This window comes from bacterium (assembly GCA_008933615.1).
Taxonomy (GTDB): Bacteria; CLD3; CLD3; order SB21; family SB21; genus SB21.
Map to the genome: position 1 here is coordinate 78,680 of WBUR01000009.1, position 22,817 is coordinate 101,496.

General features: G+C 45.9%; 16 protein-coding genes. 5 read left to right on the top strand and 11 right to left on the bottom strand.

Going from position 1 to position 22,817, the window contains the following annotated elements:
• Positions 1–15: 15 nt before the first annotated feature.
• The 6 genes from F9K33_05025 to F9K33_05050 form a co-directional block, all read right to left on the bottom strand.
• Positions 16–1,155, bottom strand: a complete 1,140-nt coding sequence (locus F9K33_05025; protein ID KAB2880541.1) for a cystathionine gamma-synthase — start codon at positions 1,153–1,155, stop codon at positions 16–18.
• A gap of 34 nt (positions 1,156–1,189) precedes the next feature.
• Complete coding sequence (locus F9K33_05030; protein ID KAB2880542.1) at positions 1,190–2,536, bottom strand: cystathionine beta-synthase; 1,347 nt, start codon at positions 2,534–2,536, stop codon at positions 1,190–1,192.
• A 44-nt stretch (positions 2,537–2,580) separates the two neighbouring features.
• Positions 2,581–2,988 carry a hypothetical protein gene (locus tag F9K33_05035; GenBank protein KAB2880543.1) on the bottom strand — a complete coding sequence of 136 codons (408 nt, stop codon included), beginning with the start codon at positions 2,986–2,988 and terminating at the stop codon, positions 2,581–2,583.
• A 12-nt stretch (positions 2,989–3,000) separates the two neighbouring features.
• Entirely contained in the window at positions 3,001–3,351 is a 351-nt protein-coding gene (locus F9K33_05040; protein KAB2880544.1) for a hypothetical protein, read from the bottom strand.
• A gap of 123 nt (positions 3,352–3,474) precedes the next feature.
• Positions 3,475–3,861: an anti-sigma factor antagonist gene (locus F9K33_05045; GenBank protein ID KAB2880545.1), complete on the bottom strand. Its 387-nt coding sequence runs from the start codon at positions 3,859–3,861 to the stop codon at positions 3,475–3,477.
• Positions 3,862–3,887: 26 nt separating this feature from the next.
• Positions 3,888–4,871: an ABC transporter ATP-binding protein gene (locus F9K33_05050; protein ID KAB2880546.1), complete on the bottom strand. Its 984-nt coding sequence runs from the start codon at positions 4,869–4,871 to the stop codon at positions 3,888–3,890.
• Between the two features lie 195 nt (positions 4,872–5,066).
• Between F9K33_05050 and F9K33_05055 the strand changes: the two genes are divergently transcribed.
• The 3 genes from F9K33_05055 (at position 5,067) to F9K33_05065 (ending at position 10,889) form a co-directional block, all read left to right on the top strand.
• Positions 5,067–7,430 (top strand): TonB-dependent receptor, encoded by a 2,364-nt coding sequence (locus F9K33_05055; protein ID KAB2880547.1) that lies wholly within the window; start codon positions 5,067–5,069, stop codon positions 7,428–7,430.
• A gap of 1 nt (position 7,431) precedes the next feature.
• The gene (locus F9K33_05060) at positions 7,432–8,622 is read left to right on the top strand and encodes a hypothetical protein (protein ID KAB2880548.1); all 1,191 of its coding nucleotides are present in this window, start codon (positions 7,432–7,434) and stop codon (positions 8,620–8,622) included.
• A 107-nt stretch (positions 8,623–8,729) separates the two neighbouring features.
• Positions 8,730–10,889, top strand: coding sequence for a T9SS type A sorting domain-containing protein (locus F9K33_05065; GenBank protein ID KAB2880549.1), 2,160 nt, complete (start codon positions 8,730–8,732; stop codon positions 10,887–10,889).
• Positions 10,890–10,917: 28 nt separating this feature from the next.
• Here F9K33_05065 and F9K33_05070 read toward each other — a convergent pair whose 3' ends face one another.
• The 5 genes from F9K33_05070 to F9K33_05090 all read right to left on the bottom strand — a co-directional run bounded on the left by F9K33_05070 (position 10,918) and on the right by F9K33_05090 (position 20,628).
• The gene (locus F9K33_05070) at positions 10,918–12,558 is read right to left on the bottom strand and encodes an acyl-CoA carboxylase subunit beta (protein ID KAB2880550.1); all 1,641 of its coding nucleotides are present in this window, start codon (positions 12,556–12,558) and stop codon (positions 10,918–10,920) included.
• 97 nt (positions 12,559–12,655) lie between these two features.
• Positions 12,656–14,362 (bottom strand): hypothetical protein, encoded by a 1,707-nt coding sequence (locus F9K33_05075; protein ID KAB2880551.1) that lies wholly within the window; start codon positions 14,360–14,362, stop codon positions 12,656–12,658.
• A 101-nt stretch (positions 14,363–14,463) separates the two neighbouring features.
• On the bottom strand, positions 14,464–17,670 hold the full coding sequence (locus F9K33_05080; GenBank protein ID KAB2880552.1) for a hypothetical protein: 3,207 nt from the start codon (positions 17,668–17,670) through the stop codon (positions 14,464–14,466).
• Positions 17,671–17,673: 3 nt separating this feature from the next.
• Positions 17,674–19,734: a helix-hairpin-helix domain-containing protein gene (locus tag F9K33_05085; protein KAB2880553.1), complete on the bottom strand. Its 2,061-nt coding sequence runs from the start codon at positions 19,732–19,734 to the stop codon at positions 17,674–17,676.
• Positions 19,735–19,779: 45 nt separating this feature from the next.
• Positions 19,780–20,628, bottom strand: a complete 849-nt coding sequence (locus F9K33_05090; protein ID KAB2880554.1) for a hypothetical protein — start codon at positions 20,626–20,628, stop codon at positions 19,780–19,782.
• 240 nt (positions 20,629–20,868) lie between these two features.
• On the opposite strand from F9K33_05090, the gene F9K33_05095 reads away from it, so the two are divergent.
• Together F9K33_05095 and F9K33_05100 are read left to right on the top strand one after the other, a co-directional pair.
• A complete protein-coding gene (locus F9K33_05095) occupies positions 20,869–21,663 on the top strand; it encodes an SDR family oxidoreductase (protein KAB2880555.1) in 795 nt (264 codons plus the stop codon).
• A 30-nt stretch (positions 21,664–21,693) separates the two neighbouring features.
• A partial coding sequence (locus F9K33_05100; GenBank protein KAB2880556.1) for a nitronate monooxygenase occupies positions 21,694–22,817 on the top strand: 1,124 nt, incomplete at its 3' end.

Below are 22,817 nucleotides of genomic sequence, written 5' to 3' on the forward strand. Positions count from 1 at the left end.
TGGGTTTTTCCGTTTCTAAACTTTTTCTAATGCGGCTTTAATATCGGCAATCAGATCTTCGGGATCTTCACAGCCGACGGATAGCCTTACCAATCCGTCAGTCAGATGCAGCTTTATCCGGTCCTCGAGCGGAATGGAACCGTGCGTCATACTTGCCGGGTGACAAATGAGACTTTCGACGCCGCCCAAACTTTCCGCTAAAGCAAAAATTTTGACGTTGCGTAATAAATTTTTCCCGTTTTCCAATGACCCCAATTCGATTGAGATCATTCCGCCGAAACCGCTCATTTGCTTTTTTGCCAATTCATACTGCGGATGCGACGGCAATCCCGGATAATACACTTTTTTAACTTTGGGATGCGTACTGAGGAACTTCGCCATTTGAATGGCATTTTCATTATGCTGACGCATGCGTAATGCCAGCGTTTTAGTGGAGCGCATTACCAGCCAGCAGTCAAACGGCGAAGGCACTCCGCCGATCGCATTTTGCAGAAAACGCAATTTGTCGTGGAGTTCCTGACTACCCGTAACCACAATGCCGCCGATCACATCGCTGTGGCCGTTGATGTACTTCGTCGTGCTGTGCAGAACGATATCAATTCCAAACTCCAACGGTCGTTGAAAATACGGACTCATAAAGGTGTTGTCCACGACCGTAATGAACTTATTTTTTTTACCGATCTCAGCAACGGATTTCAGATCGGTAATGGTCAGCATCGGATTGGTCGGGGTTTCCACATAAATCATTTTTGTTTCTTTAGTAATTGCGTCGGTAATATTTTTTACGTCCGACGTATCCACCCATGAAAAAGTCAGGCCATAGCGGCGCATGATCTTGTCAAAGAAACGAAACGTCCCGCCGTACACATTATCTGAAACGATCACATGATCTCCGGCGCTCAGAAGCCCGGCTATTGCCTGAATGGCCGACATGCCGCTTGAAAAAGCTAAACCAAATTTTCCGTTCTCCAAAGCCGCAATATTGTTTTCCAATGCAACGCGCGTCGGATTGATCGTGCGCCCGTAATCAAAACCTTTGCTGACCCCGAGTTCCTCCTGAGCATACGTCGACGTCTGATAGATCGGCGTAATGACCGCGCCGGTAGTCGGATCGGGCGTTTGCCCGGCATGAATTGAATCCGTTAAAAAACCCATTCTATTTTTCTTTCTCAGTCTATTTTATTTTAAATTATTTACCCGCTAAATAATCGAGAAGATCGATCCGTGTCATGATGCTGAGCGGTTTACGTTGATCGTCCACGACCACGACGGCATTAGCCTGGCGGAATATTTCCTGCAAAGTCGAAATCGGCGTATTCGGCGCGACCATCGGAACCTGCCGATTCATACATTTTGAAATCAGCGACGAACTCTGTCCGGCGCCTGAACTTAAATACTCCATCAGATCCGCTTCCGAAACGATGCCGACCAATACGCCGCCGGAGGTAACCGGCAATTGCGATATGCCTTTTTCGCGCATCACAGCAATCACCTTTTGGATGGTCTGCATGTCGTCGGAACAAACCAACGCCGGCCGTGCGGATTGCCCAAGAATATCTTTGACCTTTCCCTGAATCGGTTTGGATTCAAAAAATTTATTTTCCCGCATCCACTTATCGTCGACAAATTTAGTCATATAATTTCGCACACCGTCCGGCAGAACCACGACGCAATTCTGTCCCGTTTTCAACTTAGACGCTTTTTGCAGAGCCGCGTATAAAGCGGACCCGCTTGAACCGCCGACCAGCAACCCCTCTTCACGTATCAGGCGGCGCGAAAGTAAGAATGAAGGCTGATCCTCCGTTTTGACCCATTCATCAATAAAAGATCGATCCAATACATCCGGAACAAAATCGTATCCGATGCCTTCGACCTTGTATGTGCCGACGTCCGCGCCGCCGCCCAAAATCGAACCCACCGGATCCGCGCCGATCACGATACATTTCGGATTATGCTCTTTTAATCTTTTTGCCACGCCGGTGATCGAACCGCCGGTTCCCGCGCCCATGACGATCATATCGACTTTCCCATCAAGATCATCCAGAATCTCTTTTGCCGTTTCGTGATAATGCACATTGGGATTATTGGGATTGGAATACTGGTCGAGAATATGCGCATTGGGAAGTTCCGACTGCAGGCGCCGCGCAACGCTGATGTGGCTCTCGGGAGAATCGAACGAAGCTTCGGTCGGAGTACGGATAATTTCAGCGCCCAGCGCCTCCAGCACCACCTGTTTTTCTCTGCTCATCTTTTCCGGCATCGTGATGATCACGCGGTATCCGCGAACGGCTCCCGCTAAAGCGATACCTATGCCGGTATTGCCGCTGGTCGGTTCGATCAATGTATCGCCGGGTTTAATGCGGCCTTCAAGTTCCGCCGCTTCCACCATGGATTTACCGATACGGTCTTTGAGCGATCCGCCGGGATTTAAGAATTCACATTTAGCGTACAGATTACATTCCAGATGCGCGCCGACCCGATTGAGTTTCACGAGGGGCGTTCGCCCTATGACTTCGATAACGTTGTTAAATTTCATGCGTCCGTAGGTGAGTTATTATATTAGGGATTATTTTACGCAGATTAAAAAGCGATCTCTTCTTTTTGTATCATCGCCTGTAGGCGGTCGGATTCTTCGAGCGATCTCTTGAGAAATTCATTCGTTTTTGATTTATCTTCGCCCAGAATTACTAAAAAGGCATCGTTGAGCAGTTGGGTCAGAACAAATACGCGTTTCCCGCCGACGGTAACGGTCGTCTGAATTTCCTCTTTCGCTGATTCGGTGGAATTGTCAGCAGGAACTGAAAAGATCTTTTTCCCTTCGTCCAGAAACACGGAAGAAAAAGAACCAAGCTGGGATTCGGCCGTTTCATCTTTAACGTTTGAGTGAAGAACCAACCCGTCAGAGGAAACGATTGCTACGGAAGTTCCGGCGGCTATTTTTTCAATATTTACAATTACCTGATCAAAAAAATCTTTGTGCGATATCATGGCAACCCTTCGCTAATTCACGTGTGATTTGAGTTCCTTCATGGCGCAATTAATGTCGTAAAGCACGAGGCCGAGTTTGGCGCTGGTAGTGGTAAAAACGGTGAGCAGCGTATCTTTGCCTGCGCGGGTAATGATGATATACCCGTCTTTGCCGTGAATGGATATCTGCGACATTTCACCGAGCATAGCGTCTTCCGCGCTGGTTTCGCCCTGATTAATCAGCGCCGCAGAAATGGCGGCAACGCGTTCGTCTTCGATATTGTCGGGCAGAAGCGAGGCGATGATGAGCCCGTCATTACTCACTAATGCAACGGCGCTCACGCCGGGAGTATCGTTTCTTAAGCGCTTGAGAATTTCTTCCATTGTCCACCTGTTATAATGAGGTTTAACCGAGGGAGTGAAATGATTTTTGAATGGGGCAAAATAAACAGAAAATCATATAAAGTCAACACACAAAACCGCTGTCGGATCGGATTCGATACGGGCTTAGACGTCCGCTTCATTAAAACTTTCGACGGCGGAATCGAGATCATCGAAAAACTCAAAAACGCGGTCCAGTTTAGCGATCTCAAACATCTTGGAGACCTTTTCGTGCGCTCCGACGATCCGCAGGTCGCCTTCATCGGCAGTAAATAACCGTCGCCCGAGCAGTAGCGATCCCAATCCCGAACTGTCAATAAAATCAACGTCCGACAGATCCACTACCACATCGTGAATGCCTGCGTCTTTCATTTTCACGAATTCCTGTTTGTATAAGTGCGATATCCGGCTGTCGAGACGCTCATCCTTGATACACATCACCGTTACTTCATTGATATCCTTCTCGGTGAAATTGATTTGTTTTTCTTCCATAATAGAATCTCCGTTTAACATTTGAATTTTAATCGTTTGATCATAGTTTAATTGGCCAGATGACAGCTGACAAAATGATCTTTTTCTATTTCTCTTAATTCAGGCTGAATTTCTCTGCATTCCTGATTGGCAATTGGGCATCGTGTGTGAAAGGCGCATCCCCTCGGTGGATCGGATGGATTTGGAATTTCTCCTTTCAGTATGACGCGTTGTTTCTTCGATGCCGGGTCCGGCGAAGGCACGGCGGACAACAGAGCCTGCGTATACGGATGAAGCGGATTTATATATAATTGCCGCGTCTCAGCCATCTCAACCACTTTGCCAAGATACATCACGGCAACACGATTAGATATATGACGCACTACGGCCAGATCGTGCGCAATAAATAAATAAGTCAATGAAAGCTGTTTCTGCAGATCAACGAGTAAATTAATGATCTGCGCCTGAATGGAAACATCGAGTGCCGAAACAGGTTCGTCGCACACGATAAATTTAGGTTCCACCGCCAGCGCCCGCGCAATACCGATTCGTTGCCGCTGGCCGCCGGAAAATTCATGCGGAAATTTATACCGCTGCGCCGAAGAAAGTCCGACCATCTCCAAAAGTTCATTTACCCGCCGCGCGGCCTTGTCGCCTTCGGCAAGCTGATGCACGTGAAGTATTTCGCGCAGCATGGATGCTATATTCATGCGGGGATTCAGAGAACTGAACGGATCCTGAAATATGATCTGCAGATGACGCCGATACGGCCGAAATTGCCGATGATCCATGCGCGAAAGGTTTGTCGTTTCATAATACACATCGCCGCCGGTAGACTCGATGAGGCGCAGCATACATCTTCCCGTAGTGCTCTTTCCGCAGCCCGACTCGCCGACCAGTCCCAGAGTCTCTGAAGGCCTAATTTCAAAGGATACGCCGTCAACGGCTTTCACAGTTTGGACTTTTTTTGAAAAAAAAAGTTTCGATGAAACAAAATGCTTTTTCAGCCCGTGAACTTGGATTAGCGGACGCCCTGGTGTCAATGAGTTCATGAATTATAATTTGTAGTGAGATGGTCTTCCATTCAAAGTACGGCACGAGTGACGAAAAGTCAAGCAGATGAAAGCACATTTTTTTGAATTTCCGCAATAAATTCATTGCGAGCACTTCGTACGATAGATTTTTTCTTGAAATTGAACTTATATTTTTTAAATTAAGTAACAATTGTTCTAATTGTAGCGTAATGTATGCACCCTTTTTTCTTATTGCCAAGGTTAAGCCGGAGTCATTTATTCATGATTTCTTTAGCTAATCGGTGTATTACTGTTTTCGGACTGATCTTTGCCCTGCCTGTCTACGCCCAGCAGAATAATTATTCCATTGAAGGTTCAGTCAAAGACCTCTACACAGGCAAAGGTTTACCGGCCGTAAATGTGTATATCCAGGAATTGCAAAGAGGCTCGATCACCGATTCGTCCGGCTCTTACAAAATCGGCAATCTTAACAAAGGAATTTATTCCGTTTCTTTTACCCGTGTGGGATACAAAAAGCAGGCCCGGAAAATCAATTTTGAAAAACACATAACCATCTTTCTAAACGTCAGCATGGAAGAACAATCCATCGTATTTGAAGCAATTGAGATCACGCCAGGAGTCATTGAATTGTCATCCGAGGAAGGCGCCTCGTCTACTATTACCAATCAGGAAATCCTCTCTTCCGCAAGTATATTTTCCAAAGACGTGTACCGCAGTCTGCAAGTCGTGCCCGGAGTATCTAATAGTGAGTGGAGTTCAAAGCCGCATATCAAAGGCGGCAACCCCGACGAGATGGCTGTGATCATAGACAATTTGGAAATATACGAGCCTTTTCATCTGGAGGAAATCGACGGGCCGTACAGTGTGATCAGTTCCGATCTCGTGAAAGATATGAAACTTATCACCGGCGGATTTGCCCCAAAATACGGCGATAAGATGTCCGGTATTCTCAAGATCAACACCATCGACCGTGTGGACGACGATTCCATCAAAGCCTCCATTGATTTTTCTAATGCATCGGCTGCATTGAATCAACGCATCAGCGATCGTGTTAACGTTTTCTTCAGCGGCCGCAGAAGTTATGTCTACCTGCTGGAACAGGCGTCCGACAATAATTTTCCAACGGTGGTGTACGATCTATGGAGTAAACTTGATTATAAAATGGATGCGCAGAACCGCCTGTCGCTCAACTTCATGTTTCTGAAGGACGAGATCAAATACAAACAGGATTCCACATTCCTGCGGCGCGAGTTTTTCGACAGTTATAAAATGAATTATTATGTCTGGCTGAATTGGTATAAACTTAACAATGAACGACGGTATTATTCAACAACCGTCGGGTTTCAAAATCTGGACAAACATGCCGACTTTTCTTTTGACGGCAGTTTTACTGACGATAACGCCGACCGGCGTTCTACAAAAATTGTAACTTTCAAACAGGATCATTATTGGAAATGGCACAATGACCACACTTTAGAATTTGGGTTGGATGGCAACGTTTTTTTTAATGATTATTTCTACCGGGAATTCCGGGTTAATCCTACAGAAACCACGCCGTACGCCATTTCAACGGACGTTATCTTTGTTGACTCCAAGACAGAAGGATATACCGCATCCGGATACGCGCAGGACACTTACCGGTTTTCCGACAATATCAACGTGCTCTTGGGCGCTCGCCTCTCCAGCCAGAGTTATACGGATGCGCCGCAGATTGCGCCGCGGGCCGCGCTCAGTTATGAATACAGCGACCAATTGAATTTCAAATGGGCGTACGGATGGTACTATCAGCCGGATAATTTTCAGAAAATGAAAGCGTACGATAATCAGTACAAATTATATTCGAAGCCTGAGAAGAGTATCCATTACGTTATGAGCGCGGCGTATGCTCCCGATCCTAATTCCGGAATCACAGCCGAGATTTATTATAAGGATTATCCCCGGCTGAATGACGATTACAATTTTGATTTTTCCAACCGTATCGAAGGCGTCGGCATAGTTGACAAGCCATATAACACGCAATCGGGTTATGCTGCAGGATTTGACCTATTCTTCAAAAAACGATACAGCGCTTTTAATCTGCTCAGCGTCGGCTACTCCTTTTCCGTCAGCCGGATCAGGAACCACCTGAATATTACCGCACCCAGAGATCTGGATCGAACGCATTCTCTCGCGGTCAACAATATTTACAATTTCGGACATGGCTTGTCCCTGAGTACCTTATTTCGCCTGCATACCGGCGATCCCTACACGCCCAGCAGCGTACGCATTCTCGGCGACAGTTCCGTCACCGACAGCCGCATATATTATTTGACGGAAACAAAAAACAGCGGACGCCTTCCCCTATTTCACTCTTTGGACATTAAACTTGAAAAACGCTGGAATCTTAATCAGATCTATCTTGTTACTTACGGCGGAATTATCAATCTGTATGATCACAAAAATATCCGCCAGCGCGCATGGAAACGCGAAGTCAGTAACGGGAAAGTGACGTCGTATTCGCAAAAAAATCAACTCTATTTTCCGCGCGTTTATACACTTGGCCTTAGCCTGGAACTCAGTATTCCGAAGAGCAGGTAAGATGAAACAAATAAGCGTCACAAAATTCACTCTTCGCCTATCTCTCGTCATGGCGTTGACATGCGCGATGTCCTGCGATCATAAGTCCACTTTCGGCCCCGAAGCGCCGGCAGGCACTACTTTGGGTTTCAGCGGTGAAGACTATGGGCAGTCTATTGTACAGACGCGTGATGACGGCTATTTTATCACGGGTTATACCAACAGTATCCGCGACAACTATGACATGTATGCGATCAAAACCGACAGGCATTATAAAATCCAATGGTCAAAAACTTTTGGAAACGCAAATATCGACAAAGGATATAAAGGCCGGCAATCCAATGACGGCGGCTTCATCATGGTTGGAACAGTTTCCATAAAACCCGGTAACAATGATATTCTATGTATCAAGACGGATAAGCAGGGCAACGTGTTGTGGTCACGGCACTTCGGAGGAACTTATAATGAAGATGGACGCTCGTTTGTCGAATTACCTGACGGCGGGATAGTTATTGCCGGAACGACGGAAAGTTATGGCCAGGGCCAAGGCGATGTGATGCTGATAAAAGTGGACGCTCAGGGACGGCTCAAGTGGACGAAGACCTACGGCGGCACCGGCAGTGATCGCGCCTTCGACATTAAGAACGCGGCGGACGGCGGATTTGTTGTTACCGGCAGAACGTCGAGTTTTGGCGCAAGCGTGTACGCCACTTTCCTGTTGAAAATCGATTCCGACGGCAATCAGATATGGTTTTCAACGTCCGGCGGCGCGCAGGATGAAGGCGTTTCCGTCGTCCAAACACCTGACGGCGGATTTATCACAACCGGGCGCATCTACGTCGGACTCGGCAATTACCAGATCTATTTGGTGAAATTCGAAACCAACGGTAATGTGGCGTGGGCGAACATTATTGGCTTTACGACATACGAAGAATCATATTGTATTACCCCATCAAGCGACGGCAACTATATCATTACCGGGGAAACCCTTTTGGATAACTTCGCCGGCGATTATCAGGCGCTCATCGTTAAGATCAATCCATTGGGAAATGTGATTTGGGTCAAATCGTACGGCGGCGAAAAGCAGGATATCGGGCTTTCGATACAACCTACAAATAGAGGCTACGTCGTCGCCGGTTACACCTTCAGTTTCGGACATGGGAATGCCGATATCTACGTACTCAATATCGACGAGGACGGGGAACTGCAGTAAAACGACTTGTTCGTTACCGATCATAATTTTTTTGTAATTAGAAAAATATGTTGTAAGTTTTACACATGGTTTGACACTATATATCTAAGACAAACCATGGAGTCTGTATGAAAAAAATTCTCACCTTCTCAGCCCTGCTCTACATCCAATCGTTAATAATAATTACCCCATCATTCACCCAGGATCAAAACTGGCAGCACTTTTATTACAGAAATTATTCCGGTTATGTCGCAGATGACAGTAACTATGTTTGGGTTGCGGCCGGTTATAACACCTTAGCCCGGTTTGACAAAACTACGGGCACTTTTGAAACGATTAAGCGTGACGGATACTATTTTCCTTTCGCTGTTGACAGAAAACATCGGCTCTGGTTCAACGACATTGAGGGGCTTTCGATGTATGACGGAAAAGATTTCACAAACTTTACAAATACCCCTGTCAGGAATTTTTGGGATATCAAGACAGATACACTCGGTCATGTCTGGTTTTGCAAGCACGACACTTTAGTTAAATTTGATGGTACGCAATATTCAATTTACACACCTACAAACTCAGGTCTTCCGCCATTTAATATAAATGGCATTGCTGTTGACAACCATAGTAATATATGGCTTGCGACTGACGGCGGGTTGGTAAAATTTGATCGAACCCAATGGACGATCTACGACTCATCTAATTCAACCTTGGATGGCAGTTATTTATCATGCGTTAAAGTCGGCTTCGATGAAAAGGTGTATGTGGTCGAAAGTTCATACAAACTCCACATATTTAATGGGTTTTCTTGGTCGGTTCAAACTATTGCTTCTTATGGATACGTGGAATGCATTACTACAGACCAGAGCGGAAATGTTTATATGGGCGGCGGACGAACAGGAATTATAAAATTTGATGGTGACAATTACACTACATTTAATACTAGTTATTATGGCCAGGATGACGACGTAAATCAGCTTGCCGTAGATGATCAGGGAAATGTCTGGTCGGCCGGGAACGGGTATGGGTTAACCAAATTAACTTCGTCAGGTATTGCTTTTTATGGCTATGAGGTACTCTCGGACGATATCCATTGCATCGACATAGATCGCAAGGGCAACAAATGGTTTGGAACCGATCTTGGCTTGTCAAGGTTTGATGGGAGCACTTGGCAAACCTATAATTTTTCTAATTCAGGTCTGCCTGCTAATGATATTCGCGCCATAGCCTTGGATCGGCAGGACAATCTCTGGCTCAGCGTCAGATGGCCGTGGGGTTACTATGAATATGATGAACCCTACATTTTCAATGGCGACACTTTGGAAGGCGGCTTAGCCCACTTTGACGGGGAAAATTGGACCGTTTATAATAAACATAATTCAGACTTACCATCACTTAGGATCGACGCAATTCATGTTGACAAAAATGGAATCGTTTGGATAGGCACACAGGATGCAGGCCTTGTTAAGTTTGACGGCTCAACATTTTCATCCTATGCTCCTTCAAATTCCTTATTTGTCTCAACCATTGCTTCCGATCCGTCCGGCGTATTGTGGATCGGGACGAATGTGGGCATTTCAGTATGGGATCAGAAGAATTGGACGAGCTATACTGTCAACAATTCAGGGTTGAATTCGAATGCAATTCGAAAAATTGTTATTGATAAAAAGAACACTAAATGGATCGCGACCGGCGCCGGACTGGTGAGTTTTGACGGATCAAAATGGACAGCGTATGGTTCGACAAATTCACCAATGACCTCTATTGACATTAGATCCGTTGAAATTGATTACAATGACCGAATATGGATTGCAACCCAAGGTATCGCCCATGAGCTCATTTGTTTTGATGGAGAGAATTGGACAAAATACACTATTGATGCGGGTTATCCGTGGGAGGATTTGAATTACATCATTAAGGCGGATACCCGAAACGTTTGGTTAGCAATGGAAGGAGAAATTCTCGTATTTAATCAGAACGGATCAGTTGAACTCAATGCACCCGGAGTACCTCCTGAAATCCTCAAGCTTAATCAAAATTTCCCTAATCCTTTCAACCCGGAAACGACGATACGTTATGACTTACCGGCCGATGGGAAAGTGACCCTGAAGATTTACAATATTCTCGGTCAGGAAATTCGAACATTGGTAAATCGGAAGGAATTGGCCGGAACGTATCAAGTCGTTTGGAATGGAACCAATGATAGAGGCAGCAGAGTTTCAAGTGGATTATATTTTTACAGATTGCAAATAGATAAAACAGCGAAGACTAGAAAATTACTTTTAGTAAAATAGTTTATCATCTTTCATTGCATCCCTTCGATCACACCTGCAGTACCCCAAAATTCGGCGGAGGAACATTCGGATTATTCATCGCGGTATCGAGACATCGGATGAGAACTTCGCGCGTTTCTTTAGGATAAATGATCGCATCGACCCACAGGCGCGCGGCGGCGTAGCGCGGATTGCCTTGCTTTTCGTAATTGGATCGTATCTCTTCGTACACTCTGTTTTTTTCTTCCTCGCTCACCTGTTTTCCCGATAGACGAATTTCCGTGATCGTCGAAGCCGCCTGAGAACCGCCCATGACGGAAATATTCGCCGTCGGCCATGCAAAGATGAACCGCGGATCGTACGCTTTCCCGCACATCGCGTAATTTCCCGCTCCGTAACTTCCGCCGATGACGATGGTAATTTTCGGTACGACGGAATTAGCAACCGCATTCACCATCTTCGCGCCGTCTTTGGCAATGCCGGCATGTTCCGCGTCGCGACCGACCATGAATCCGTTTACGTCATGCAAAAATAAAATCGGAATACCGTCCTGATTGCAGTTCATCACAAACCGCGCCGCTTTGTCGGCGGCTTCGTTGTACATCACGCCGCCCATCTGCATCTCGCCTTTGGCCGTGCGCTGCACCGTTTTTTGATTGGCTACGATCCCTATCGCGTAGCCGCCGATGCGCGCCGTGCCGGTCAATATCGTTTTTCCGTACGTCGATTTATATTCATCCAATTCCGACCGGTCGACGATGCGCGCGATGATCTCGCGCATATCGTATTGGCCTACGCCTTCGGGAATGATGCCGTGAATTTCGTCCGGAGAAAAGAACGGTTTCTCCGATGCAATCTTATTAAATGACGCCTGCGGTTTATGGCTCACTTTCCCCAATATACCACGTATGCGTTCCAGCGCGGCTTCGTCATTAGGTTCGTGATAGTCCGCCGTACCGCTGATCGCATTGTGCGTACTCGCGCCGCCGAGCGTTTCCAGATCGATCACCTGCCCGATGGCCGCCTTGACAAGCGCCGGCCCGGCGAGAAACAAGCTCGAGCCTTCGGTCATGATGAATTTATCGCACATCACGGGTAAATACGCGCCGCCGGCCACGCACGGCCCCATCACGGCTGCAACCTGCGTGACGCCCATCGCGCTCAGGCGCGCATTATTATAAAATATTCTGCCGAAATGATTTTCGTCCGGGAAGACCTGATCTTGTAATGGAAGAAAAACGCCTGCGGAATCCACAAGATACACGATCGGAATATTATTCTTCATCGCGATTTCTTGCGCGCGCAACGTCTTCTTGACCGTCATTTCAAAATGTGCGCCCGCTTTGACGGTAGCATCGTGAGCGACGATCATCGTCTCTTTGCCGTGAATCATCGCGACACCGATGATGTTGCCTGCTGCAGGACATCCGCCGAATTCTTCGTACATCCCGTTAGCGCAGAAAAGCCCCAGTTCCATGAAATAGGTGTCCACATCGATTAACTTGGCGATGCGCTCCCGCGCAGTCAACCGTTTTTTCTGATGCTGCTTTTCGATATTCTTCGGCCCGCCGCCTTGTTGAATGACCTCTTCTTCAGATTTTAACTGTTCAACCAGCTTGTCCATGAAGGATTCGTTCTTCTTGAATTTCTCCGGATTCCATTTAACAGCCGATGTTCCGATAACCGCCATTCAAAACTCCTTTTGAATTCAAATATTAAAATGTAAAAATCAAAATGACAAATCAGATTTAAACGTTTTCCATTTGTAATTTTTGATTTCTGATTTTTTATTTAAGCAAAGACGTCACGTCGATCATCCACACGTCCGTATTGTTGCCCGCCTGAAACACGACGCGTTTCCCGTCCGGCGACCAGCGTCCGTGCTTTTCCTGATTGGTATTGTCCTTCGTCAGCGTGCGCGTGGTTTTTTCCCCGCCGGAAGTCGTCATGATCCACACGTCGCGGTCGTCATACCAACTGCGCGTAAATGCGACGATCGCATGCGTCGGCGAGACGACAGGCTCTTCGTCTTTTCCGTAGGGTAATTTATCCCGTGTGACCGGAAGGGGCAACCCTCCCTCGGAAGGCGTTTTCCAGATACTCCATTTTTTTGCCCAATCCGCCTGAAATAAAACGGTTTGATCGCCATCGGTAAAACTCGGCGCCAGTTCGTTCTGTCCGTCTATCGTAAGCTGCTGCGTTTTGTTTGATTTCAAATCCTTAATCCAGATATCCGGATTGCCTGCTTTTTCGGAAACATAAACAATTTTATCGCCGCCTTTCGAATACCGCGCTTGGTATGAATTGACAGAATCATCCGTTACTGCAAGCAGGTACGGCGCCTGCGTTGAGGCGGAATCCAAAACCAATTTTGTGATCCAAATATTCAGACAACCCGTTCGGTCGGATGTAAAAATCATTTCCTTTCCATCAGGCGAAATATCAGGATCAAAATCATTTTGTTTGGCATTAGTCAACTGCGTTTGTTTTCCGTCTTTTAGATTCAAACTGAAAATAGTTTTTTTGCCCAACCGATCGGAATTGAAAATAACATATTGCCCATCGGGCGTAAAGACGGGCGATTCATCGTTGGCTATCTGATCAACCAACATGGAATCTTTTTGAGTTTCTACATCGATGATCTTAATATCCCAATTGGGAAGCGATTCAAACAGAATATTTTTTCCGTCCGAACTCCAGCTTGGAAAAAAATGATCCTGCGACGAACTCGTTACGGCGACGGGATGAAACCGATCCGTCGGCGTAATATATACTTCGTAAAAGCCCGTAGCATTCGACACGTAGGCCATCCATTTCCCGTTGGGAGAAATGGAAGGGTGCTTTTCATCGAACGACGAGCGAATAAATGAAGTAAAATCCTTTCCCTCGCTATCAACATAACAAATATCAGTATGGTTTTTTTCATTCCGCTGAAAAAAAACTTTATTGCCGGACGAGCTTAAACTTAGTTTATCTATCGGCAATATGTCTTCATAGAGAACCACAACGTTTGAAAAATTTTGCGTGTTCACTTTGCATATTTTGTAATTACTGTCATGCTTCACAAAAAATATTGATTTCCCGTCGGATGCCCAGGCCGGGCTGAATTCATCTGCATTATCCGTTTTCGTCACCTGGGTCATTTTCTCTTGTTTATCAATGATCCACAAATCACTTTGCCCCAGAATATGCGATGAGAAAACGATGCGTTCATTGTCGGGCGAAAAGTCAGCGCCCTCGTCAACACCTTCATTGGCCGTTAACGGATGTATGCTGCCGTCATCCATGTTGTAGATGAATACGTGCTTATCGCCAATTTGCGTCGAAATGTAAGCAACAAACTTACCGTCCGGTGACATTTTTGGCTGTCCGTCGTAACACGCCAACGTAGTCATACGCTCCAGAGTCAATCCTTCAGGCGTCGTGGCCGTATTCTTTTTGGCGCATCCTGTGTACATAACGAGTACGGCAATAAGGATCATACGGTTCGTCATTTGCGCGTTTCTTTCCTTAAAAAAAATGGAAACATTGGAGTCAAACTAACAAAAAATATTCTTATTCTCATCATAAATAAATAAAACGCTCTTTTTTATTATTATTTAACGACGCCAATGGGAAAATCTTGGCCGCGCGCATAACTATTCGGATACTGCGCCGTTCCGCGATACTTTTTTGTAAGTTCAGGTACTCTGTCATTTAAATACGCTTCGAGTTCTTTTACCGTGATTCTGCCGTCTTTATTTCCGTCGCCTTCACCGCTTAAGCCTTTAAGTAAAGCATACGTAAAAACACCGTGGCCCAGCTGTTTGAATTCAGCCGCAAATTGCTCCGTTCCGGTGGCGGACAGTACCACCAATCCGGCGCTTCGCGCCAACTGCAGAATGGCTTTTTCATTCGCCGCACCGCGGTTGGAAAACGACTCCACTGCGCCGCCCGACTGGCATGCATCAAAAACGATGATCTGCTTTTGCGCTTTGATCTGCGTGCAGAACTCTTTAAGTTGATTTGCCGATACGCCTCTTGCTGCCAGGCCTTCTTCATCACCATATAATTTAGTGACGTCGTGCGGAATGAGATAAAATTCCGGCGCTTTATTTGAATCGCCTTCGCTCATGACCCCGTGTCCCGCATAATACAATATGAATGCATCTTCAGGTTTTGCTTCACCCATGATCCTGTGAATTGCCGATTCTATATTGCCCCTCAATCCATCGGCATCATACAGCGTGTGCTTGAAGATCTGTTTGAAAATAGCTTGTCCGGATTGTTCGATCGCTTTTTCAAAAGCCTGCGCATCGGGCCGCGCATATTTTAATGTATAGTTCGAGTTTTTATATTTATTAATTCCAATGGATAATATGTACAAATTCGAGCTTGCCTCCAATGACTTCCTTTCCACCGTAATTTCGTAAGGATTCGATTCTGTTCGATCACGATTGAAAGCCGTAACAAGCAAGTTGTTCGCCCCCGGAACCAACGGAATATAATACGTCAGCGTCAGCTTCTTGCCAAGATTTGACAATTTCCTGCTCGTGACCTGATTGTCGGAAACTAGTTTGCTGTTTTGATATAACCGCACTTCATCGATATCGCCCGTTGATTCGGTGGCCGTGATTTCTATTTCTATTCCTTCGCTTTCCACTTCGGACATGTTACCCGGACGGTCTATGCGAACTTTCGGCGGAAGTTTGATGCCTTTATTTATGTCGGACGCTTTTGTTATCGCATAGTTTTTGTCGCCGGTCAAAATTTGCTTAAGAAGATCCGGCGTATAAAATTTTTCAAATAACGCGTCCAGTGGAATTGAATTGAGATTTTGAACATAATGCATTTTCTTCATGCCCTCCGAAGTACCGTCAAATCGCCCGTCAGGAGCAACTGCCACCCAATCCTTCTGGCCGATTACCGTCAAACTGATCAATTGCCGCCCCGTTGCCGCATCCCAGATGATTGTGCGCGCGTCCGTGCTCACGGTGTATAAGAATTTTCCGTCTTTGCTGAAAGTAAGCCCGTTAATATAACTTACATGGCCTGCTAATTGCCTTAATTCTTTCCACGTGCCTGTTTCAATAATGCGAATAATCCTATTATCACCAACGGCCAGGATTTTTCCATCCGGGCTGAACATCATGCCGCCATTGCTTCCCCACAATCCGTAAAAAATGGGTTCATTTTGGTGCAAATCAACAATTAATCCGGAACCGCTAGCGAGGTATTGCCCGTTCGGGCTGATACAAATTGCGTTGGATACGGATGAATCCTGAACCGTCCTTACACATCGCCCGCTTTTAACATCCCAGAACTTGATCGTTTTGTCATAACTAGCGCTTACCAATAAGCTGTCATTGGGCGTAACGGCTAATGACCAGATAATATCCGAATGCCCTGATAGCGTTTGAATAGGTTTTCCTCTGCTCAAATTCCATACTTTGATGACGCTGTCCTTTCCGGCCAACGCGATATAATTTTTTTTGTCGTTAACGGCCATACAGGTGATCGCCGTATGCGCTTTGAAACTGCGGATTTTATTTCGCGTGCCCATATCCCAGAAAATAGTACTCGAATCCAACCCGCTACTGATCAGAATTTTGTCTTCTTTTGAAAACGCTACGGGATAAACAGGAAGTGTATGTCCTAAAAAAGCCGTGCGTAATTTACCCGATTCTAGATTCCAAACTTTAACCGAATGATCTTTGCTTCCGCTGGCAAGAAATTTTCCCGATCGGTCGATCGCTACTGAATGATTACCCTCTGCATATCCTTCCAGCGATGGCCCGTCAGATAAATCTTCCAGGTTCCATATTTTTATGGTCTGATCCCAGCTTCCGCTGACTAACCATTTTCCATCTGAACTTATATCAATGGATGATACCGCCGCATCGTGAATCCCGATCGTTTCTGAAATTTCTCCCGTCCAAAGATCCCAAAGGCGCAGCGCGCCGTTCTGTCCGCCGGAGCCGATGTAGCGCCCGTCCGGACTGCATTTCAGAGCCTTTACGGCTCCATCAGGCGCTTTCATTGATATGATCTGTTTGCCGTTCGCGACGTAAAATAATCGGATCGTACTGTCTTCGCCCGCGCTCGCTATAAAAAACCCATCGGGGCTGTAGCAAACCTGATTAACCGCACCGATATGCTCCGTCATCTTAAATATTTGTTCACCGCTGCCGAGGTCCCAAATACGAATTGTACTGTCCTGGCTCGCGCTTACCATGTGCCTGCCATCCGGGCTGAACGAAATCGAAGTAACCAGTTGCGTATGTCCGCTAAACTCTTTGAGCTGATTAAAAGATGCCACATCCCAAAGGCGAACGGCATAGTCGTCCGTCTCCACGTTTGTCAATTCCTTATACCACAACGGATAACCGTGTCCAGTTGCCAGCATACTTCCGTCCGGGCTGAAACTCAAACCCTGCACCATATTGTCGCCGTGCACACTGCCGATTTTTGTATGATTGATGACGTCATATACATTAACTGTAGAATCGCTTCCGGCGGACGCCAGCAGTCTTCCGTCGGGGCTGAAGGCAACGGAAAAAATATTGGTTGATGTGTACGTTCTCAGTTCCTTACCCGATTCCGCATCCCATATTTTCGTCGACCAATCGTAGCTTCCGCTTGCAATGTATTTTCCGTCGGGGCTGAATGCCACGGACGTGACGGCATTTGTGTGGCCGGTTTGAACTATCAGTTCTGGCACCTGCGCCAAGCCAACTTCTGCCATCAGAAATAATCCAACAAATACTATCATTATTTTTTGCGTCATGCCTGTCTCATTTCTGCGTTTCATTTGGTTGCACATTTTCTAAAAACTCAAATCCATCGACATCGTTACTTTTCTCAATATATTTCCATGAATAGCGTCTCCTCCCGAACCGATCTGCTCCAGGTCATCGCGGTAAAGCTCCCAATATTTAACTCCGACGTTTATATTTTTTTTCACAACATATTTCAGCAGGATATACCAGCGTTTCCCTTTCCCCGAAAATGCGGTATTTGCAAAGACACCGTCGACGTCATTTTCATATTCATATATTGCTGTATTAAAACTGTGCGTATCAAAAAAACTCAATCTTCCGTAAACGGCCAGCCCTTTTCTCAAGATGACGCGCATTTCTTCATAAAACAATATTCCGGTTTCCTTGGTGCCTGAAATATTTTCAATTTCGTACCACGCTTTCTCAACGCGGGAACGCAGACGGACCTCTCGAGAAATGTCTACATCCCATTGGTAACGCATTCTGGTGACTATTTCTTTTTCAACGACCGTGATATCGCGTCCCAGAATATCCAGCGTTTTAACGGATCGGTCTTTTCGCTCATTCTTAAATTGAATCTGTGCAACGATCCGCGACCAGACCCTCTGTTCCACTTTCGCAAGGAAATCATCGCCCGTTACCGGCTTCGGCACATCATACGAGCGCCACGGATAGCGAAAAATATCGTAAAAAAGCTGAATGGTCGTTCCGCGTTTTGGCCTTACCTTCAGTCCCAGATACATGCCCTCTTCGTTTTGTGTTTTGCCGTTTTGTTCTCCAAAAGCATAGCCGTGTAAACTTTGAAAATCCTTCGAATAGTTCCTATAAAAAATAACCCATTCAGCTTTTGGCCAATATCCCTGGATTCCTGAATTCCAGGCAAAATGGTCTCTTTTATCCTTCGCCGCCTCCCCGAAGAAATTTATATTGCCAACGTACACGTCGTGATGCAAACTGATCACGTTGTTGCTAGAGCCTGCAAAATTATATAAACTCCTTACGCTGTCGCCGGTAATAAATCTTCGGTCAAATTGCTGGCCATAAAAAGTCACGCCGATCTTGGACATGCCGAAATGGTAAGCGACATTTGCGCCTTCCACAGTTTCCAGTAAATAATTATTCTTTGACACCTCACCGCTGTCGCGGTGCAATCCGTCGATGATGATTGAATTCACCGATCCGTCTGAATCAAATGAAGCGTCCAAATTTGAATACGAATAAAATCCCGTGACATCAACATTTTTTAATAGCTCAATGCTCCTCAGATCGAATTGCGCCGCCGCTCCAAAGTAACCGGCGTTTTCCGTTGCATAATTATATGCGCTGATCCCGCGAGCCTTTTTCTTGACAGACCCGACCGCTTCGCTGCTTTTGGACATCCCCGACGAACTCCACATCGACACCGCCTGGCCAAATTCCAGTTGATAATTTCCAATGACTGATTTTCGAATAAATGGAAAATCCCGCAATTCAACGAACCCCACCTGATGGTCATTTAATTTTTTTTCACCGGGGTCTTTTTCAAATACAGCCCCCGCACGTATTTGCGCTTGCGGGCGTTTCAAAAATGGCCGGTAGTCGGCATTGATCCTTTCATAAAACTGATAGATGCTTCCATCGTATTTTTCATCTTGAAAATTTCTACTTTCTTCTATGTTACGCTTGGCGCGTTGACGATAATCGACTGCATACCTTTTAGCGCGCACGAGAGGATTAACCGTAATGAAATCTTTGACCTGAACAAAGGCCTCACGCGTGAAGTTCGGAATTTTTAGCAAATCCCGTTCCAACATAAAAACTTTATGTTTACGGTAATCCGAGATCGCCTTTGCCAGTATCGGAGAGAGCCCCGGGATTTGTTCTAATTCGCTTTGGGAAGCGGTATTAATATCAACAGGGTTTTGCTTAAAATAGTCAAGTTCTTCCGAAATCAGCGTTGCATCTGACGATTCTGAATAACTGTCTAATATTCTTTCCTCTGCATCATCCGTGGTAACATTAAATAAATAATCACGTGTTAAGCTGTCGATGCTTGCAGAATCTTGTCCATCCTGCGCGTGCAAGGACATAGTACTCAAAAAAACAAGGATTAACTGATACCTGAGCATAAAGATTAGTAACGCTGGCGTTATATGTATGATGTCAATTGGCCGTTATCGGTAGTTGCTTTTTATCACACGCGCAGGCAGACGTTTTATATGAAATGACGCGGAAACAGCATGCGTAACTCCGAGATCGGGATGGGAATATATTGCATAATCGACCGCTCCTTTCCCAAAGTCAAACCCTAATCCTGCGGAAAACAGCGACGGTTCTCTTGCCATACCAACTCGTAAGAACAGTTTTTCAAAGAACTGATATTCGGCGCCAAAACGAACGTCGGTCGGAAATTTAATATCTTTGTATACATCCACATTAAGCAATAGGTGGTCAATCATTCGAATACCGGTTCCCATAGAAAAAGTTTGAGGCAATGCATCCCCTTCAATTTTCGGCCTGTTAATATTACGTGCGGCAAAACCCAGCGTCACCATTTCGTGAGGCCTAAACATCAGCCCCATATCGCATCCAATGGTTCCGGCTGATCCGGCGTCTTTAATATTCAAGTGATCATAATTGAGAACGACGCCATAAATTAGTTTTTCTCTAAAGCTTCGGCTAAAGGCTAGGCCAAACGTCGTTTCCCTGTAAAGATCTGAACCATACGATTCAAAATTGATCGTGCCATTTCCAAAAGAACTCGGGTAAGTAAAATTGAATGCCGTGGTGCCAAGATCTTTCAGGTTAAAAGGTGCTGAATAATAAGCCTGCGCATATGGGTTACCGATCTGCCATAGTCCAGCCGGATTATAATACATGGCGTCGCCGGTATTGGCGACCGCAACAAAGGTTCCACCCATACCCAACGGCCGCGCGCCCTTTTTGGTGTCAAATGAAGCAAATACGGTTCGGCTTAAAAACAACAGAATTACGATTGCTTGAATAATTTTTCTGTAACGCATGAAACAAGAAATGATAAGATTTTTAGGAAGGTTTTCTAAAAAAAGTAATCATTTTCAGCCCAATAATCAAGAAATCCCGCCGCTTTTTGCGCAATGTTTTTGTTGAATAAGTATATAAATTTTGCTATCCTTGCTTATTATTATTACCATTATTTTTCTTCTTGAATCCTCTACCTGCATGGTAAGTTTGCCCACGGATTCCTACAGCAAATGTAACTAGAAAGCGGAATTTAGATATACATGCCGGGATTACAATTTTCTACAGCCCTTATCACCGGCGCTTCATCAGGAATTGGAGAAGCGATAGCGCGTGAATTGGCAAAACAAAATGTCGCATTGGTTTTAGTTGCCCGTTCCGGTGACAAATTGGAATCGCTTGCGGCAGAACTCAGCGCAGGTGGCTTAGAAGTGATTCCTATCGCACAGGATCTCCTGGCCGGCAACGCGGATGAGGTGTTATGGAATGAGCTGCAGAGAAGAAATATCAAAATAGATATGCTGATTAATAATGCAGGATTCGGCGGTTATGGGTTCTTTCATGATTCCCCAATTGAGAAACAGATCGAGATGATCGACTTGAACATCAAAGCTTTGGTTAAATTAACCTATCGGTTTTTGCCTCCAATGATTTCCAATAATCACGGGGCTATCATGAATGTGTCCTCCACTGCGAGTTTTCAGCCTGTTCCATTCATGGCCGCCTATGCGGCAACTAAAGCATTCGTGACCAATTTTACTGTAGCGCTTTCTTCAGAATATCAAGATACACATGTTCGATTTATCGCATTATGTCCCGGAAGAACAAAAACCAATTTTCAGGTTGCCGCCGGATCGCAGAAAGTGCGCATTCGCTCTCGTGCAGCCACGCCGCAACAGGTTGCGCGCGTAGCGGTAAAAGCGCTGCGTCGGAATAACAATATTGCGATCGAAGGCTTTATGAATCATGCTATGATACACTTACAGCGGTTTTTCCCGCGTTGGTTTATTATTAAGATTGCTCATAAAATATTCAAACCGAAAAATATTCATCATTAAAATTCATTTTTTGAAAGTAAGGAATCTCCCATGTCCTGTATGTCATTACCTCTGCCAACCATAATTCAGGGCGGCATGGGCGTCGCAATATCCGATTGGCGGCTTGCGAAAACCGTATCACAACTAGGCCAACTGGGCGTCGTTTCGGGGACGGGCATCAGCTGCGTCCTCACCCGGCGTTTGATGGACGGCGATCTGGCCGGCAATTTGCGCCGGGCCATTGCTCATTTCTCAATCCCGGATGCGGTACAGGACATACTGGACCGTTACTTCATCCCCGGAGGAAAACCGCCGAATGCGTCTTACAAATCGACTCCCACGTCTACCGTTGCTTCATCGGGATTTGTCGACCGCCTCAATGTTATCGCAAACTATATTGAAGTGTTTCTTGCTAAAGAAAACCATAACGGCGTTGTCGGAATTAATTTACTTGAAAAGGTTCAGATGCCAACGCTGGCTTCGCTTTACGGCGCGATGTTATCTGGAGTGGACTATGTATTGATGGGAGCGGGTATCCCGACACAGATTGCGGCTATACTTGATAAACTTTCAACCCACCAGCCGGTAAGCTATCGCCTCGATGTGCAAGGCGCCGCACCGGAGGACGATGTGCGCGTACACTTCGATCCGGAAAAAACCTTCCCGGGTATTTCTAAGTTAGCGGGAAAGCTCAAACGCCCAAAGTTCCTGCCGATTATCTCTTCGTCTGTACTTGCTCAGGTCTTGCTTAAACGCAGTGAAGGCGCCGTTGACGGGTTTGTGATCGAAGCTTCGACCGCAGGCGGACACAACGCACCGCCACGAGGCACGATGAAATTAAGCCGTGAAGGCGAACCAGTCTACGGTGAAAAGGACACCATCGGCCTGGACAAAATAAGGGAATTCGGTCTTCCGTTCTGGCTCGCAGGATCGTACGGACATCACGCTCAATTAAAAAAAGCGCTGGAAGAAGGCGCCGCCGGAATACAAGTAGGAACTGCGTTCGCCTTATGTGATGAATCCGGAATGGAGACTGAGTTAAAAAAGAAAGCTCTGAGACAAGTTCTAATCAATCAGACGCGGGTTTTTACCAATCCCATCGCCTCCCCGACCGGATTTCCATTTAAGATCGCTCACGTTGATGGTACCATTTCTGAAACAAATGTATATAATGC

What these genes read in the sequence shown, in the direction of transcription:
- F9K33_05025 (KAB2880541.1), bottom strand. Translation starts at nt 1,155, where the DNA reads ATGGGTTTTTTAACGGATTCAATTCATGCCGGGCAAACGCCCGATCCG.
- F9K33_05030 (KAB2880542.1), bottom strand. Translation starts at nt 2,536, where the DNA reads ATGAAATTTAACAACGTTATCGAAGTCATAGGGCGAACGCCCCTCGTG.
- F9K33_05035 (KAB2880543.1), bottom strand. Translation starts at nt 2,988, where the DNA reads ATGATATCGCACAAAGATTTTTTTGATCAGGTAATTGTAAATATTGAA.
- F9K33_05040 (KAB2880544.1), bottom strand. Translation starts at nt 3,351, where the DNA reads ATGGAAGAAATTCTCAAGCGCTTAAGAAACGATACTCCCGGCGTGAGC.
- F9K33_05045 (KAB2880545.1), bottom strand. Translation starts at nt 3,861, where the DNA reads ATGTTAAACGGAGATTCTATTATGGAAGAAAAACAAATCAATTTCACC.
- F9K33_05050 (KAB2880546.1), bottom strand. Translation starts at nt 4,871, where the DNA reads ATGAACTCATTGACACCAGGGCGTCCGCTAATCCAAGTTCACGGGCTG.
- F9K33_05055 (KAB2880547.1), top strand. Translation starts at nt 5,067, where the DNA reads ATGCACCCTTTTTTCTTATTGCCAAGGTTAAGCCGGAGTCATTTATTC.
- F9K33_05060 (KAB2880548.1), top strand. Translation starts at nt 7,432, where the DNA reads ATGAAACAAATAAGCGTCACAAAATTCACTCTTCGCCTATCTCTCGTC.
- F9K33_05065 (KAB2880549.1), top strand. Translation starts at nt 8,730, where the DNA reads ATGAAAAAAATTCTCACCTTCTCAGCCCTGCTCTACATCCAATCGTTA.
- F9K33_05070 (KAB2880550.1), bottom strand. Translation starts at nt 12,558, where the DNA reads ATGGCGGTTATCGGAACATCGGCTGTTAAATGGAATCCGGAGAAATTC.
- F9K33_05075 (KAB2880551.1), bottom strand. Translation starts at nt 14,362, where the DNA reads ATGACGAACCGTATGATCCTTATTGCCGTACTCGTTATGTACACAGGA.
- F9K33_05080 (KAB2880552.1), bottom strand. Translation starts at nt 17,670, where the DNA reads ATGTGCAACCAAATGAAACGCAGAAATGAGACAGGCATGACGCAAAAA.
- F9K33_05085 (KAB2880553.1), bottom strand. Translation starts at nt 19,734, where the DNA reads ATGCTCAGGTATCAGTTAATCCTTGTTTTTTTGAGTACTATGTCCTTG.
- F9K33_05090 (KAB2880554.1), bottom strand. Translation starts at nt 20,628, where the DNA reads ATGCGTTACAGAAAAATTATTCAAGCAATCGTAATTCTGTTGTTTTTA.
- F9K33_05095 (KAB2880555.1), top strand. Translation starts at nt 20,869, where the DNA reads ATGCCGGGATTACAATTTTCTACAGCCCTTATCACCGGCGCTTCATCA.